Source organism: Pseudomonas sp. PDM04 (assembly GCF_014851765.1).
GTDB lineage: Bacteria > Pseudomonadota > Gammaproteobacteria > Pseudomonadales > Pseudomonadaceae > Aquipseudomonas.
This window is the reverse complement of the sequence record NZ_JACVAI010000001.1, coordinates 232,899-247,640: the sequence shown is the minus strand read 5'-3', so window position 1 is coordinate 247,640 and position 14,742 is coordinate 232,899. Positions and strand designations below refer to the sequence as shown.

Sequence of the window (14,742 nt, the reverse complement as noted above, 5' to 3'; positions counted from 1 at the left end):
GATTTTTTGCAGGTAGTTCATGAATGTTCGTTTGAATACCCCACGCTCGCCCCTCGGATTGATGGTGTCGATTGGCGTGATGACCCTGTGTGGCAGCGCTGCCACCTTCGCCGACGATTCCAGCAGCGGACGCAGTGCCGGGCAATCGGCCAAAGGCGACAATGCCCTGGAAACCGTGGTGGTCACCGGCTCGCGCACTGAGTCACGCACCGTGGCCCAGAGCTTGGCCCCCATCGATGTGATCTCCGCCGATGACCTGGCCCGGTCCGGCAAGCAGAACCTGCGCGATGCCCTCGCGGCGCAAGTGCCTTCCTACACCAACGACGCTGGCTTTACCGGCGCCACCGGGATCGCGGTGAAATCCGCCACCCTGCGGGGCCTGGGCGGTAACGCGGTGCTGGTGCTGGTCAACGGCAAGCGCCGCCACAACACCGCGCAGATCTTCCACCAATCGTCCTCGACTTCCAACGGACAGTCACCGGTGGACCTCGACCTGATCCCGGTCAGTGCGGTCGACCACATCGAAGTGCTGCGTGACGGCGCGGCCGCCCAATACGGTTCCGATGCGATCGCCGGGGTGATCAACATCATCCTCAAAAGCAACAAAAGCGGCGGCCAGGCCACCGCGCTCTACGGCCAGTACGGCCAGCGCGAGGGGCACAAGGGCAACTTTGGCGCGACCGGTGAAAGCCTGATCAACCAGGGTTTCGAGTTGCCCAACGACGGGTTTTTCAACCTCAGCGGCGACATCAAGATCCAGGAAACCAGCAACGTCGCCGGCGCCGTGCCGGACCGGACCAAGATCTACTCGGGCAACGACCCCCGGGAGTTCGGCGAAAGTCGCAACCGACAGATCATGGGCCAGCCCCGAGCGCAGACCTACAACTTCGCCTACAACGCCGAGCTGCCGCTCAACGACGCGCTGGATTTCTACTCGTTCTCGACGTTCAGCCACCGCGACTCCACGGGCTTCGGCACCTACCGCACCGCCAACTCGGCGCAGAACATTCCCGAGATCTATCCCGACGGCTTCCTGCCCAAGTTCCGCTCGGTCGAGGACGACCTGCAAGGCGTGTTCGGCATCAAGGGCAAGGACGTGCTCGGTTGGGACTGGGACCTGTCGACCAGCTATGGCCGCAACGACGTGCAGTACCACAACGACGACTCGCTCAATGCCTCCTTCGGTCCCGCCAGCCCGACAGACATCGACAACGGCGAAGCGATTTTCAGCCAGTGGACCAACAACCTCGACATCAACCGCTCGTTCGACACCGGGCTGTTCGCCGACCCGTTGCATGTTGCGGCGGGCATCGAATACCGGGTCGACGGCTACCAGATCCGCAAGGGTGAATTCGCTTCCTACGCCGACGGTGGCTACATCTACCCGGTGGGTTCGCCCAACGCCGGCAAGCGCCCGAGTTCGGGTTCGGCGGGGTGGGGCGGTTTCAGCCCCGAGGCCGCCGGCAGTTGGGATCGCAGCAACACCGCCGGCTACGTCGACTTCACCCAGAAGCTGACCAGCGACTGGGAGTTGAGCCTGGCCGGACGTTTCGAGCACTACAGCGACGTGGGTGACACCACCAGCGGCAAGATCTCGACCCGCTATCAACTGACCCCGACCTTCGCCGTGCGCGGTGCGATCAACAATGGTTTCCGCGCGCCGTCGCTGCAGCAACAGTATTTCTCCTCCAGCACATCGGCCTGGAGCGCCAACCCGGTCACCGGGGTGCTCAGCCAGAACATCACCACCTACGCACAGCCCGGCTCGCCGGAGGCGACGGCCCTGGGCTCCAAGGCGCTCAAGCCGGAGAAGTCGCGCAACTACAGCGTGGGTTTCGTCGCCACGCCAGCGAAGAACCTCGACGTGACCGTCGACTTCTACCAGATCGACATCAAGGACCGCATCCTGCAAACCAGCGCCCTGAGCGGCGTCAATGACGCCAACATCGCCCAATTGCTGGCAAACGCGGGGCTGAGCACCAACCAGAGCGTCGCCTACTACGGCAACCTCGCCGACACGCGCACCCGGGGGATCGATCTGGTGGCGGATTACCGGGCCGATTACGGGCCGTACGGGCGCGGCAAATGGACGTTGACCAGCACCCAGAGCCTGCAGGAAATCCGCAGCATCAACGAGCCCGACTCGCTGGCGGGGACCGGTGTGCAGGTGCTGGGCCGGGACAAGCAAGGCAACCTGACCACGGCCTTCCCGAAGAACAAGACCGCCTTGTCGCACACCTGGTTCGTCAACGACTTCGAAGTGTCGGTCAAGGAAACCCGCTATTCCCCCGTGACCGGCAAGAGCTACTTCAACCCCAACCGGGATGAGAAGGTCAAGTCGGCGTTCATCACCGACCTGGACGTGGCCTACAACGTCAGCGACCAGCTCAAGGTGTCCGTGGGGGGCTTGAACATCTTCAACGAGCGGCCGGAACAGCTCAGCGAGCAAGCCAAGCTTTTCTACTTCATGCCCGTCGATAACCCGGCGTACAGCTGGTACTCGCCCTACGGCGTGGACGGCGGCTACTACTACGCACGTCTCGACTATTTCTGGTAATCGCGGTGGCACGCCGGCGCGTTTGCCGCCGGGGTGTCCCAGCCTTTCATTCGCCTAAAAAGGATATCGAAATGGCTCAGCCCCACGTCAATGAACCGATTGAACGCGCGGCGTTTCCGGCACCGCTGGACTTCGCCGACAGCCCCTTGAGCAAGGCCCTGGAGCAACCCTTGCTGCTGGGGGTGTTCCTCAACATGCAGGACATCCGCCTGACCAGCCACCCGACGTCCAACACCTGGACCTTCGACTACAACGCCAAAATCGTCCAGCAGGCCGAAGCCCTGGGTTTCGACCTGGCTTTCAGCCGCACCCAGTGGCTGCCCAAGGGCGGTTACGACGGCGAGGCATCGCTGGATTCGTTCATCGCCCTCGGCGCGATGGCGGCGATTACCCACAGCATCATTCTGGTGTCGACCATCCACGTGCTCTACGGCCCGTTGCACCCGCTGCACATCGCCAAGTACGGCGCGACCCTGGACCATATCGCGAAGGGGCGCTGGGGCATCAACATCGTCACCGGACACCGGCCCATCGAGCATGAAATGTTCGGTCACCCACAGATCGAGCATGACCAGCGTTATGAACTGACCGGCGAGCTGTTCGACGTGCTCAATACGTTGTGGAGCAGCAACGAGAACTTCACCTACGAAGGCCGGCATGGCTGGCGGATCAAGGACGGCTACATCACACCCAAGCCGCTCTTCGGGCGTCCGGTGCTGGTCACGGCCACAGGGTCGGAGGCGGGGATCGATTTCGCCGCCAGCCATTCCGACCTGGTGTTCATCACCAACTCCTCGGGCGCAGGGATTCGCGAGACGCTGGAAGACATTCCTGCCCACGTGCAGAACATCAAGGCACGCGCCCGGGCGTTTGGCCGCGAGGTGCGAACCATCATCAACCCGATCATTGTCAGCCGCGATACCGAAGCCCAAACCCGTGAGTACCTGGAAGCGATTATCGGCAACAAGATCCCCGGCGCCTTTGGCAATCACAAGGCTTATGCCAGCGACGCCCATGCCTGGCGGGGCCGGGCAGACGGCTCGCGCAACACAGGGTTGGGTCTGGGCGGCAACATCGAAATCGTCGGCACGCCAGAGCAGGTGGTCGAGCAACTGGTGGCGCTCAAGGCCGCCGGCATCGATGGTGTGCAATTGAATTTCCACGATTTTGCCGTGGACCTGGCGTATTTCGGCGAGCGCATCCTGCCGCTGCTCAAGCAGGCCGGCCTGCGCCTGTAACCTCTCGCATCGCTTTATCAGGAGCCCACCATGAGTCTCGAGTTCATCGGCCACACCAGCAGCCGTACCGGCGCGGAAACCATCGAGGCCAGTGGCCCGATCATCGACAAGGCGTACATCAGGCACATGGCGCACACCGCCGAGGCCAATGGCTTCGATCGCCTGTTGATCGGCAGCTTTGCCACCTGGCCGGACAACAACCAGATTGCCGCGTATGTGCTGCACAACACCGAACGCCTGGGGGTGATGCTCGCCCACCGGCCCGGTTTCGTCGCGCCGACCGTTGCCGCCCGGCAGCTGGCGACGCTCGACCAGTTCAGCGAAGGCCGGCTGGCGGTGCACGTGATCAGTGGCGGCACCGACGAGGACCAGCAACGCGACGGTGACTTTCTCGCCAAGGATGAGCGTTATGCACGCACCGCCGAGTACCTGACCGTGGTGAAAAAAGTCTGGCACAGCGACCAGCCGTTTGATCACCAGGGCGATTACTACCGGGTCAAAGGGGCGCTGTCCTCGGTCAAGCCGTGGCACAGAGCCGGGGTGCCGATTTTCTTTGGCGGCTCATCGGCGGCCGCGTTCGAAGTGGCGGGGCAGCACGCCGAGGTCTATGCGTTGTGGGGCGAGTCGCTGGCGCAGACCGCCGAGACCATCGCCAACGTCCGCCAGGCGGCGGCCCGGTATGGACGGGAAAACGAGATCAAGTTCCTCCTGGCATTCCGGCCGTTGGTGGCGGACACCGAAGACGCCGCGTGGGCCCGCAGCCGGGAGCTGCTGGCGGCGGCGAAAGCCAGATACCCGGCGGCCCCGGCCTTGCACCAGAACGTCGGTTCCCAGCGTCTGCGCGAGGCGGCGGCCCAGGGGGCGGTGCTCGACGAGCGTTTGTGGACGGAGTTTGCGGCGGTCACCGGCGCGCATGGCAATTCCACTGCGCTGGTCGGCACACCGCAGCAGGTGGCGGATGCGTTGCTGGAGTACCACAGGCTCGGCGTCGACAAGTTCCTGATTCGCGGCTTCGATCCGGTGCCCGACACCCTGGTTTTTGGCCGTGACGTGATCCCGCTGGTACGCGCTGCCGTGGCGCGTCGTGGCTGAGTTGAGCCTGCTCGGCCAGTTGTTCGGTACGCCAGGGCTCAGCGTTGAAGGCTCGGCATGGCCCTCGGCGATCCGTGTCCAGCACGGGCCGCTGGCAAGGTTGCCGGACGTGTTCCGGCAGCCGCTGTTAAGCAGCCCTGAAGCGTTGGCCGATCGTTACCGTGGGCCATTGTCGTTCGGTCGTGGCTTGCGCTCACCCAAGACATTCGACAGCCAGGCCAATGCCGCGAGCCTGTTGCAGTTGGGGCTCACGGTGTTTCTGCAGGACATTGCCCAGACGCTGCCCGGTGCGCCCGGTTTTCTGCGCCAATTGGAGCGTGAACTGGGCGTGGCGACGGGCAGCGCGCGGTTGAGCGCCTTTGCTTCGGCGGGGGATGACGGGGTCTCCTGTCATTACGATGCCGAGGAAGTGATCTCCATTCAGTTGCTGGGCCGCAAGACCTTTTACGTGGCGCCAATGACCGAGATCGAGTTGCCGTATGGCGCACAATTCGGCCCCGACATGGTGGCGGTGGAAAACCTCTACGAACAGGCTCGTGCGGGATTTCCCGATCCTTCGCAGGTGCTGTTCACCCCGCACGAGATGCAACCCGGCTCAGTGCTGTTTCTGCCGCGCGGCACCTGGCATCGGACTGAGGCACGGGAGCCGTCGTTGTCCCTGAGCATCGTCATCCGCCCGCCAGTGTTGGCCGATGCGCTGCTGCGGTGGTTGCAGCCGTGGTTGCTGGGGGACTCGCGCTGGCGCTTGCCGTTGTATGGCGGGGTGGAGGCGCAGCGCGACGGGTTGACGACCTTGCTCGGGGAACTGGCCGCGCGCCTGGTCAACAACGCGCAGCAACCGATTCTTGACTGGAGTTCGACGCCGCCGGTGGAGAGCACCGAGCTGCTGCGGGTGCCCGGCTCGCAGCTTGCCGTGACGCCTTCTGCGCCTGGACGCGTGCATTTGCAGGTGACCGCGCTCGATCAGGACTGGCGGCCGCGGGTGACCTTCGACAGTGAAGTCCCCGACGGATTGCTGCCCGCCATCCAGTGGCTACAGCAACGCACGTCAGCCTTTGACCTGCCCCGACTGAGTCGGCAGTCGCCACAGGTCCCTCCGGGCGATCTGCGCCAGTTGCTTGAACGGCTGGTGAAAGCCAGCGCCCTGCGCCAACTGGTGCCGCGCGGGTAGGCGCGGGCTTGCTCGCGAGGGCGGAGTGTCAGGCGTCGTGGATGCCGGATGTGAAGCCCTTATCGCGAGCAGGCTCGCTGCCACAGGTTCCGAGGTGGATGCGGGTCTTGTGAGCAACCATTAACCCAGCGTCACATTGCTCAAGTTGCCAATGAAGCCGCCGCCGGTCGAGTCGGTGAGGTTTTGTACGGTGCTTCTGGCCAGTAACGCATCTTCACTGGAAACGATCGGAATCCTTGGCACGTCCTCCAGCACTTTTTTCTGCACCTGGTGGTAAAGATCCCAGCGGCGTTGCGGGTCGTTGTCGACCTGGGCCTGCTCCAGCAATGCATCGACCTGGGCGTTCGAATAATGGGTAGCGTTGGAGTAGGCGACCCCCGAGTGAATGTTCTTGCTCCAGTAGAACCGTTGCAAGCCAATGGCCGGGTCTGGCGCGGTGGACGCGGGGGACAGGTTGGTGTCGAAGTCGTAGCGACCGTAGATGCGGTCGATGAATTGCGCGTAGTCCTGGTTGCGGATGTCCAGCTTCACGCCAATTTTCGCAAAGCTGCTGCGCAGGAAGTTCGCGGTCTGCTGGTACGCCGCCGAAGGGCTCGGGTCATTCCTGATCCGCAGACGAACGCCATCCTTGTCGCGCTTCAAGCCGGCTTCTTCGAGCAGGGCTTCGGCGCGCTTCAGGTCGAATGGATACTGCGGCACATCGGCGCTGTAGAACTGCGGGAAATTCTTCGGGATCGGCGAGTCGGCCGTGGTGCCCTGGCCGAGCAGGATGTTGTCCAGGATGAACTGCTTGTCGATGGCATGGGCGAACGCCTGGCGGACCCGCACATCCTGGAATTCCGGGCGTTGCAGATTGAACTCGAAAGCCATGATGCCGGTGCCGCCGTAGGTGTTGAGCCGATCATGCACGGTAAGCGCCGGGTGGTGTTTCAGGCGTTTGATTTCACTGTTGGACAGGGTGTCGGCATAGGCCACATGCACCGCGCCGGTTTCCAGCGCCGCCGACACCGACGACGGGTCAGCGATAAACCGGTAGATCACCTGATCGAGTAACGGCTTGCCGCTTTGCCAGTAATCGGGGTTGCGCTCCAGCGTCAGGTAGTTGCCCCGTACCCACTCCTTGACCCGGAACGGCCCGGTGCCGATGGGCGCAGTATTGGCCGGGTTGTTGAGGATGTCGGTGCCGGCGTACAGGTGCTTGGGCAGTACCTGTGAGTCCCGGGCGTTCAACGCACTGAGCAGGTACGGCGTCGGGCGCGACAGGTTCCACACCGCCGTGAGCGGGTCGGGTGTCTCGACGCTTTGGACATTGGGGAACGCCGAACGCCCACGGGAGCTGTATTTTTTCCAGACCTCCATTACCGAAAAGGCGACGTCCGCCGAGGTGAACGGCCGCCCGTCATGCCACAACACGCCCGGGCGCAGTTTGAACGTGACCTGCAAACCGTCGGGGCTGAAGCTCCAGCTTTCCGCCAGTTGCGGTTGCGGCCCGTTCTGCGGGCTGAGGTACAGCAGGCCATCGAAAATCTTCGGTGAAATCAATTGTGTGGCCGGGGCCGTGGTCAGCCCGGTGGTGAGCACCGTGGGTTCGGGATTTTGCGCGATGATCAGGGTGCCGCCGCGGGTGTTTGCCAAACCAGGACGATGACCCAGCAGGCCGACGGCGGCGGTTGAAGCCAGGGAGTAGCCGAGAAATGTACGTCGCGTAACCATGGGAAAAGACCTTTCAGGCGAGGGCTCCCTGAGCCAGGGAGCCAGGTGGCGAGGGGCTTACCAGTCGTAGCTCAGGCGCGCGTAATAGAAACCGCCGCCAATGCCGTACGGCGTGTTGCGGTTGGCGTAGGGGTCTTCATGGTTGATGGTCGAGGCCAGGCTGTCGGGCTGGTTCGGCGGGCGTTTGTTGAACAGGTTGTTGGCGCCGAGAGTGGCCTTGATGTTGTCGGTGACCAGGTAGCTCAAGGCCGCATCGGTGATGAACGAGTCACTGGTGGTGGAGTCCTGGGCGCGGTTGAGCACATTGTTCACCGCACGGGTCTTGGAGTAGTAGTGCTCGGTCAACTGCACCTGGAATTTGCCCAATTGCCAGTCGAGGGAGCCGCGCACGATGTTCTGCGGCAAGGCTTCTTCAAGCAGGGTGATGCGCTCGCGATCCAGCAGGCTCAGCCCGGCATTGCTCAGTACCGCCGGGTCGTCGACGCTCTTGACCTTGGTGCGGTTGCGCGCATAGCTCAGGCCCCAGTGGGCCCGGCCGAAGCGATCGTAGTCGGCGTCATAGTCGAGTTTGAACTCGATGCCACGGGTCTGGGTATCGCCAAAGTTGGTGAAGTAGCGAACCTGCTGTTGGCTGGTCAACCCGGCGCTGGTCAGCGCCTGGGCCACGGCGGCGTTGTTGAAACCGTTGAAGGCGCCGGTGAGGAAAATCCGGTCGCGGATGTCGATCTGGTACACATCCACCGAGGCCGAGAGGCGATCGGTCGGGGTGAATACCAGGCCGAAGCTGACGTTGGTCGACTTCTCCGGCTTGAGCTTCTTCGCCCCGAGCGCCTGGGCGGCGGGAGCGTCCGGGCGCAGGGTGTCGTAATAGTAGGAAATGTACGAGGTGTTGGTGATCGGGTCGTTGACCGGTTGCACCGTCGCGCTCTGGTAGTTCTGTTCGGCCAGGGACGGCGCCCGGAAACCGTTGCTCACGGTGCCGCGCAAGGCCACCTGTTCGGTGAACTGGTAGCGGTTGGAAAACTTGCCCGCCACCGCCGAACCGAAGTCCGAGTAGTCCTCGTAGCGCACCGCCAGGCCGCTGTCCCACTTGTCGGTGATCTTCTGGGCAAAGTCCACGTAGAACGCCGTGTTGTGCCGCGACTCGTCGAATTCGAACTGCGGGCTGAACCCCGTGAGGAACGCCGAGCCGGCTCCCGCCAATCTGCCGCGCAGGTTCACCGCCGGATAATCGTTGGGGTAGCGGTAGCCGCCACCGGCATAGGAGTAGTACTCGCCGGCGCCGAGTTCAAGGCGGTTGTAGCGGTACTCGGTGCCGACCGTGACGTTCAGCGGATGCTCGAACAGCCCGGTGTCGAAGGCGCGCTGGGCGGACAGCGAGGCGATGCTCTCGGCGAAGGTCAGGTCGCCGGCGTGCATGTTCTGCAACGGCAACAGCGCGCCGAAGGACGGGTTGGTGGTGTTGAGGATGTTGATGTCGGCGCGGTTCTGCCCGTAACTGAGGCCCGCATCCCAGGCCCAGCCGAGCAGGTCTTCGGCCTTGAGGCCAACGTTGAGTTGCAGGTCCTCTTCCTTGGTCTGCAGGCGCGAACTGTAGCCGCCGGGGGTGGTCACGACGTTCGCCGTGGCGTTGGTTTCCGAGCGGAACGAACCCTTGGCCTCCGAGGTGCGGGGGCTGTAGGTGGCGAAGGAATACAGCGACAGGTTGTCGTTGAGCGGCAACCCGAGGTTGTAGGCGAAACTGGTGCTTTCCTGGATCGGCACCACCTCGTAGTTTTCCGGCACGTTGCGGTTGGCCGAGGCTTCACGCGGATCGTTGGGCGCGGCGTAGATCTGCCAGATCGCTTGCGACGGCTGTTTCCACGGCCCGACGGTGTGGCTGTCGCCGGTTTTCAGGTACGACAGGCTGAGGTTGGCGAAGCCGCCGTTTTCACCGAGCGCAAACCCCGAGTTCAGCCCGCCGGTGTAGGTGGCGCCCGCATCGCCCAGGTTGCCGACCTTGGACACGTCGTGGTTGTACTCGCCATAGGACACGTCCGCCGAACCACCGGACGCCGAGGACTTGAGGATGACGTTGATCACTCCGGCAATCGCATCGGAGCCGTACTGGGCCGCTGCGCCATCGGTCAACACTTCGACCCGTTCCACCGCCGAGATCGGGATCAGCCCGAGGTCTGCGGCGGAGGAGCCCAGGGTCGCGCCGCCGCTGTTGTTGATCATCGAGGTGCCGTGACGGCGTTTGCCGTTGACCAGCACCAGCACCTGGTTGCCCGACAGCCCTCGCAGCGAGGAGCCGCCAACGTTCTTCGACAGGGCGCCGCCGTTGCTGTTGATGTTGATGTACGACGGCGCGACCAGCGACAGGGCGCGGCGCAAGTCGCTGGCCCCCGTGGAGCGCAGGGCCTCGCCCTTGATCAATTGCACCGGGGCCAGGGCTTTGAGGGCGGTGGTCTCGACCCGGGAACCGGTGACCACCACGGTTTCCAGTCGGTCTTTCTCGTAATCGGTTTCGGCGCTGGCGGTGTCAACGGGCGCGAGGCTGGCAGCGCCCATGGAGAAAACTACACCGAGGGTGTGACGTCGGGATGGAAGTTGAGACATGGGAATGAGCCTGGTATTGCCTCTGCATTATGTTCTGTGTGTGCAGTAGTGAGTCGACGCTGGCTGGTTCTAGCCTGGCAAGTGGGGGTGCATGTGCTGTGAAGCGCGCAAGGTCGTGTGAGTGGCGTTTGCCTCCTGGGGTCGAAGTGCGTAAGGGATCAGCGTTGAAGGGTCAGGTGATACTTGCCGATCAGATTGAATTTCCATGCCACCGGATCGTGGACCGTGTGGGTGCGGGCGTTGCGCCAATGTCGGTCGAAGCCGTACTCGAGCCGTGTCGAGCTGGCGCCGCCGAGCTGGAACAGTTTGTTGCTGGCCAGCAGTGCCGCTTCGGTGGTGAGAATCTTCGCCGCCGCCAGTGCCGACGATACCTGGGCCGAGGGTCCCGGACCCTGTTCGGCAGTGACCTGGTCGAACAGCTCGGCGGCGCGCTCCAGCACGACTTCACCGGCATGAATGCGCGTGTGCACGTCGCCGATGATCGCCAGCACATAAGGGTCTTCCGCCACCGCCTCGACACCGGTCCGCGCATAGGGACGGGCGTGATGGCGTACGTAGTCGAGGGTGTCGCTGAACGCAGCGCGGGCGATGCCCAGGTCCAGGGCGCTGTGGAACAGGTCGGGAATGCCATAGGTGTTGGCGCGGGTCTTGCCCTGTTCCGAATCCAGTACGTGGCTGTGTTCGACCCGCACGTTATCCAGCAACAAGGTGCCGCTGGCGGTGGTGCGTTGGCCGAAACCGTCCCAGTCATCGATGATGGTCAGGCCGGGGGCATGACGATCGATCACCGCGGTTTTCGACAGGCCGTCGTCGTCCACGCAACCGATGGAAATCAACTGTGAAAACAGTGCGCCGGTGGAGTATGCCTTGGCACCATTGACCCGGTAATGGTCGCCTTCGCGGGTGATCCGCGTGCGGGTCGTGCCGGCCGGCAGGCTTCCGCCCTCCGCGTGGCCGTTGCCCCAGCGATAGCCTTGGAGGATCTTGCCGAAGAACAGGCGTTTCTGTTCCTCGCGGCCGACGGCTTCGATCACGCTGCTGGCAAGGACAATACTCAACAACAGTTGCCCGATCGACGCGTCGGCTTCGCCGATGGCGGCCACCACTCGGGTCAACGTCAGGTAGGACACCTGCGCGCCGCCGTACTCGCGGGGCACGCGGATCGCCAGCAGGCCGCTACGGGCACAGTCCTCCAGTTCTTGCCAGGGCAGTTGCCGTTCGACGTCGCGCACTTGGGCGTTCTGCTTGAACTGCGCGGCCAGGCGCTCGGCGACCTGCACCGCTTCCTGGTCGCTGCGGACGATATGGGCCGGGCTGGCGGGCGGAGCGACCGTCAGGGGGTGGGCGGTGCGAAGAGCTTCGGTCATCGTGAGTCCTGTTCCTTTGCAGTGGTGGAGGGTTCAGCCAATCCCGGTCCCCTGTGGGTTGCGGGATCTAGGCCTGGTAACTCGCATCGGCGAAATTGCCGTACAGCGCTTCCGAGGAGTTGAAGAAATCCTTGAGCTGTTTCTGTGTCACCACCACCACGGTCGGCGAGACGATGGGGATCTTCGGCAGGTCGGTCAGCACGATGTGCTGGAACTCGGCGTACCAGGCCTTGCGCTTGACCGGGTCGATTTCCGACTGCCCCAGCTCCAGCAGTTGGTCGACCCGTGGGTTGGCGTAACGCGCGCCGTTGGAGAAGGCGATGCCGGGCTTGAAGTTGGCCGAGTGATAGAAACGCTGGGTGCCCATCACCGGGTCAGGCCCGGCGGTGGCGCTGATCAGCGTGGTGTCGAAGTCGCGACGGGTGTAGACGCGGTTGACGTACTCGGGGAAATCCTGGGAACGGATCACCAGTTTCACCCCGATCTTTGCCAGGTTGCTGCGCAGGTAGTGGGCAATCTGCAGGGTTTCGTTGGCCGGGTTGGGGTCGTTGTAGATCGTCAGCCGAAGGCCGTCAGCGCCTTTTTTCAGCCCGGCTTGCTCGAGCAGGGCCTCGGCCTTCGCCAGGTCGAAAGGGTAGCGGGGCACGCTGTCGTCGTAGAAATCGCTCATGCTCGCGGGGATTGTGCTGAACGCCGGCTGGGCGTAGCCGAAGTAGATGTTCTTGACCACGAAGTCGCGGTCGATGGCGTGGGCGAACGCCTGGCGCACCCGCACGTCCTGGAACACCGGTTTTTCCAGGTTGAACTCGAACCCGACCAGGCCCGGGGAGTAGGGCGCACTGATTTCGCTGACCTGCAACTGGCTGATGCCGCGCAGGCGCTTGACGTTGCTCAGGGCCACCGAGGCCAGTTGCACGGCCTGGGTTTCCAGGGCGGCCGACGCGGCGGTGAGGTCCGGAATGATGCGAAAGATCAGGGCGTCCAGGTGCGGCTTGCCGGGGTCCCAATACTGTTCGTTGCGCACCAGGTTGATCGATACACCGCGGTCCCAACGTTCGAATTTGAAGGGGCCGGTGCCAATCGGCTGGATGTTGTGCGGGTTGGTCAGCGGGTTGCCGCTGTCGTACAGGTGCTTGGGCAGGACCTGGGCATCGGTCGACGACAAGGCGCTGAGCAAGTAGGGCGCTGGCGTCGACAGCGTCAGCACCACTTGCAATGGCGTGGGCGTTTCAACGTTGCTCACCGGGGCGAACGTGGTGATGCCTCGCGAATTGAATTTGCGCCAGATGTTCTGCAGGGAAAAGGCGACGTCCTGCGAGCAGAACGGCTGGCCGTCATGCCAGGTGACGCCGGGGCGCAAGTTGAAGGTATAGACCAGGCCGTCGGCGCTGACCTGCCAGTCGGTGGCCAGGCGGGGGACGGGCTGGCGTTGTGCGTCATAGGACAGCAGGCCGTCGAACAACTTGCTGGTGACGGTGTAAATGGTGCCGTCGGTGGTAAGTGCGTTGGTCAGCACCGTGGGTTCGGGGAACTGCGACACCACGAGGGTCTGTTTGCCGTCGACCGCGGCAAATACCCCGGATGCCTGGCTCAACAGACCGGTTCCCGCCGCCAGGATCATGGAATCCTTGATAAACATCCTTCTGGATAACGACATGCTGCACCTTTCGCAAAGCAAGTAATAAGAGTGCGCGCTGATTTTGGTTCTATGGTTAGAACCAACGCGGCGTTTTATTAAATGGAGGGTGTGTCGTTGTTCTGTTGGGAATCAGAACAGAGCGGCGAGCCTAGCGGATAGTTTCCGAAGTATTCAAGTGGCCGAGTTATAACGTTAAACGCAGTTTCAATAACCCCGGCAGATAATAAGTTTAGAACTTTTTATTCGGTGTTCGGCTTTGAAAATTGCTGTATTAGTGTTGGCCGTTGAACCTGTCCCGCCCCATTCGCTTGTGTGCAGAGAACTAGATGCCGGCCAGTAATCTTTATTTACGCGTGACTCAATTTGTTCGCTCAGGGGCGCGGATGCCGTTTTTCTTTCGTGCGATTGTCCGGGCCATTCCCACCGCCATCGGCGTGATCATTCTCAACTTCATCCTGCTGCAGAGCGTGCCGGGCGATGCGGTGGACGCCCTGATGGCCGAGGCGGGCTCGGCGACGGCGGAAACCACCCAGTTGCTGCGCCAGCAGTACGGCCTGGATAAATCGTCGTTGGCGCAGTTCGGCGATTACATCGCTCACCTGTCACAACTGAGCCTCGGCGATTCACCGCGTTACGGCATTCCGGTGCTCGATGTGATCACCCAGCGGCTGCCCAATACCTTGTTGCTGATGGGCCTGGCCTTGCTTATTTCCCTGGTGGCGGGTGTCAGTCTGGGGGTGGTGATGGCGCTGTGGGCCGGCAAGTGGCCGGACCGGGTGCTGTCTTCGCTGGCGTTCATTTTGTACTCGACACCGGGATTCTGGATCGGCCTGATGGCCATCGTGCTGTTCGCGGTCAAGCTCGAATGGCTGCCGGCCGGCGGCGACGGCACGATCGGCGCCGGGCTCAGTGGTTTGGACAAGTTCGTCGACAAACTGCAGTACGCCATTCTGCCGGCATTGACCCTGGCCAGTTTCTTCGTCGCCATTTATGCCCGGCTGACCCGCGCCTCGGTGCTGGAAGTGTTGACCCAGGATTACGTGCGCACGGCCCGGGCCAAAGGTCTGTCGCCGTGGCGCATCACCTGGCGCCATGTGCTGCGCAATGCCTTGTTGCCGTTGACCACCGTGGCCGGGGCGCACCTGGGTGGCCTGCTCGGCGGTGCGGCGGTGGCGGAAACCGTTTTCGGCTGGCCCGGCATTGGCCGCCTGACCCTGGAGGCGGTGCAGGCCCGTGAGTACAAGGTGTTGCTGGGGATCCTGCTGATGTCGTCGTTCATCGTGATCGTCGCCAACATCCTCGTGGACTGGCTGCACACTCGACTCGATCCGCGCATCGCTTCCCGGTTGAGAGGGCGCTGAACC

The 14,742-nt window shown here is 63.1% G+C and carries 9 protein-coding genes; 5 read left to right on the top strand and 4 right to left on the bottom strand.

Going from position 1 to position 14,742, the window contains the following annotated elements:
- The first annotated feature begins 19 nt into the window (after window positions 1–19).
- The 4 genes from IB249_RS01150 (at window position 20) to IB249_RS01135 (ending at window position 6,058) form a co-directional block, all read left to right on the top strand.
- On the top strand, window positions 20–2,557 hold the full coding sequence (locus IB249_RS01150) for a TonB-dependent receptor plug domain-containing protein (RefSeq protein ID WP_225606794.1): 2,538 nt from the start codon (window positions 20–22) through the stop codon (window positions 2,555–2,557).
- 71 nt (window positions 2,558–2,628) lie between these two features.
- Window positions 2,629–3,795 carry an LLM class flavin-dependent oxidoreductase gene (locus tag IB249_RS01145; RefSeq protein WP_192301705.1) on the top strand — a complete coding sequence of 389 codons (1,167 nt, stop codon included), beginning with the start codon at window positions 2,629–2,631 and terminating at the stop codon, window positions 3,793–3,795.
- A 30-nt stretch (window positions 3,796–3,825) separates the two neighbouring features.
- Window positions 3,826–4,887 (top strand): LLM class flavin-dependent oxidoreductase, encoded by a 1,062-nt coding sequence (locus IB249_RS01140; protein ID WP_192301704.1) that lies wholly within the window; start codon window positions 3,826–3,828, stop codon window positions 4,885–4,887.
- On the top strand, window positions 4,880–6,058 hold the full coding sequence (locus tag IB249_RS01135) for a JmjC domain-containing protein (protein WP_192301703.1): 1,179 nt from the start codon (window positions 4,880–4,882) through the stop codon (window positions 6,056–6,058). Before IB249_RS01140 ends, IB249_RS01135 begins: the two co-directional genes overlap by 8 nt.
- 120 nt (window positions 6,059–6,178) lie before the next feature.
- Here IB249_RS01135 and IB249_RS01130 read toward each other — a convergent pair whose 3' ends face one another.
- The 4 genes from IB249_RS01130 to IB249_RS01115 all read right to left on the bottom strand — a co-directional run bounded on the left by IB249_RS01130 (window position 6,179) and on the right by IB249_RS01115 (window position 13,396).
- The gene (locus tag IB249_RS01130) at window positions 6,179–7,771 is read right to left on the bottom strand and encodes an ABC transporter substrate-binding protein (protein ID WP_192301702.1); all 1,593 of its coding nucleotides are present in this window, start codon (window positions 7,769–7,771) and stop codon (window positions 6,179–6,181) included.
- Window positions 7,772–7,828: 57 nt separating this feature from the next.
- On the bottom strand, window positions 7,829–10,372 hold the full coding sequence (locus tag IB249_RS01125; RefSeq protein WP_192301701.1) for a TonB-dependent receptor plug domain-containing protein: 2,544 nt from the start codon (window positions 10,370–10,372) through the stop codon (window positions 7,829–7,831).
- 158 nt (window positions 10,373–10,530) lie between these two features.
- Window positions 10,531–11,739 carry an SfnB family sulfur acquisition oxidoreductase gene (locus IB249_RS01120; RefSeq protein ID WP_192301700.1) on the bottom strand — a complete coding sequence of 403 codons (1,209 nt, stop codon included), beginning with the start codon at window positions 11,737–11,739 and terminating at the stop codon, window positions 10,531–10,533.
- A 67-nt stretch (window positions 11,740–11,806) separates the two neighbouring features.
- A complete protein-coding gene (locus IB249_RS01115; RefSeq protein ID WP_192301699.1) occupies window positions 11,807–13,396 on the bottom strand; it encodes an ABC transporter substrate-binding protein in 1,590 nt (529 codons plus the stop codon).
- Window positions 13,397–13,761: 365 nt separating this feature from the next.
- Between IB249_RS01115 and IB249_RS01110 the strand changes: the two genes are divergently transcribed.
- Window positions 13,762–14,739: an ABC transporter permease gene (locus tag IB249_RS01110; protein WP_225606793.1), complete on the top strand. Its 978-nt coding sequence runs from the start codon at window positions 13,762–13,764 to the stop codon at window positions 14,737–14,739.
- Window positions 14,740–14,742: the final 3 nt, after the last annotated feature.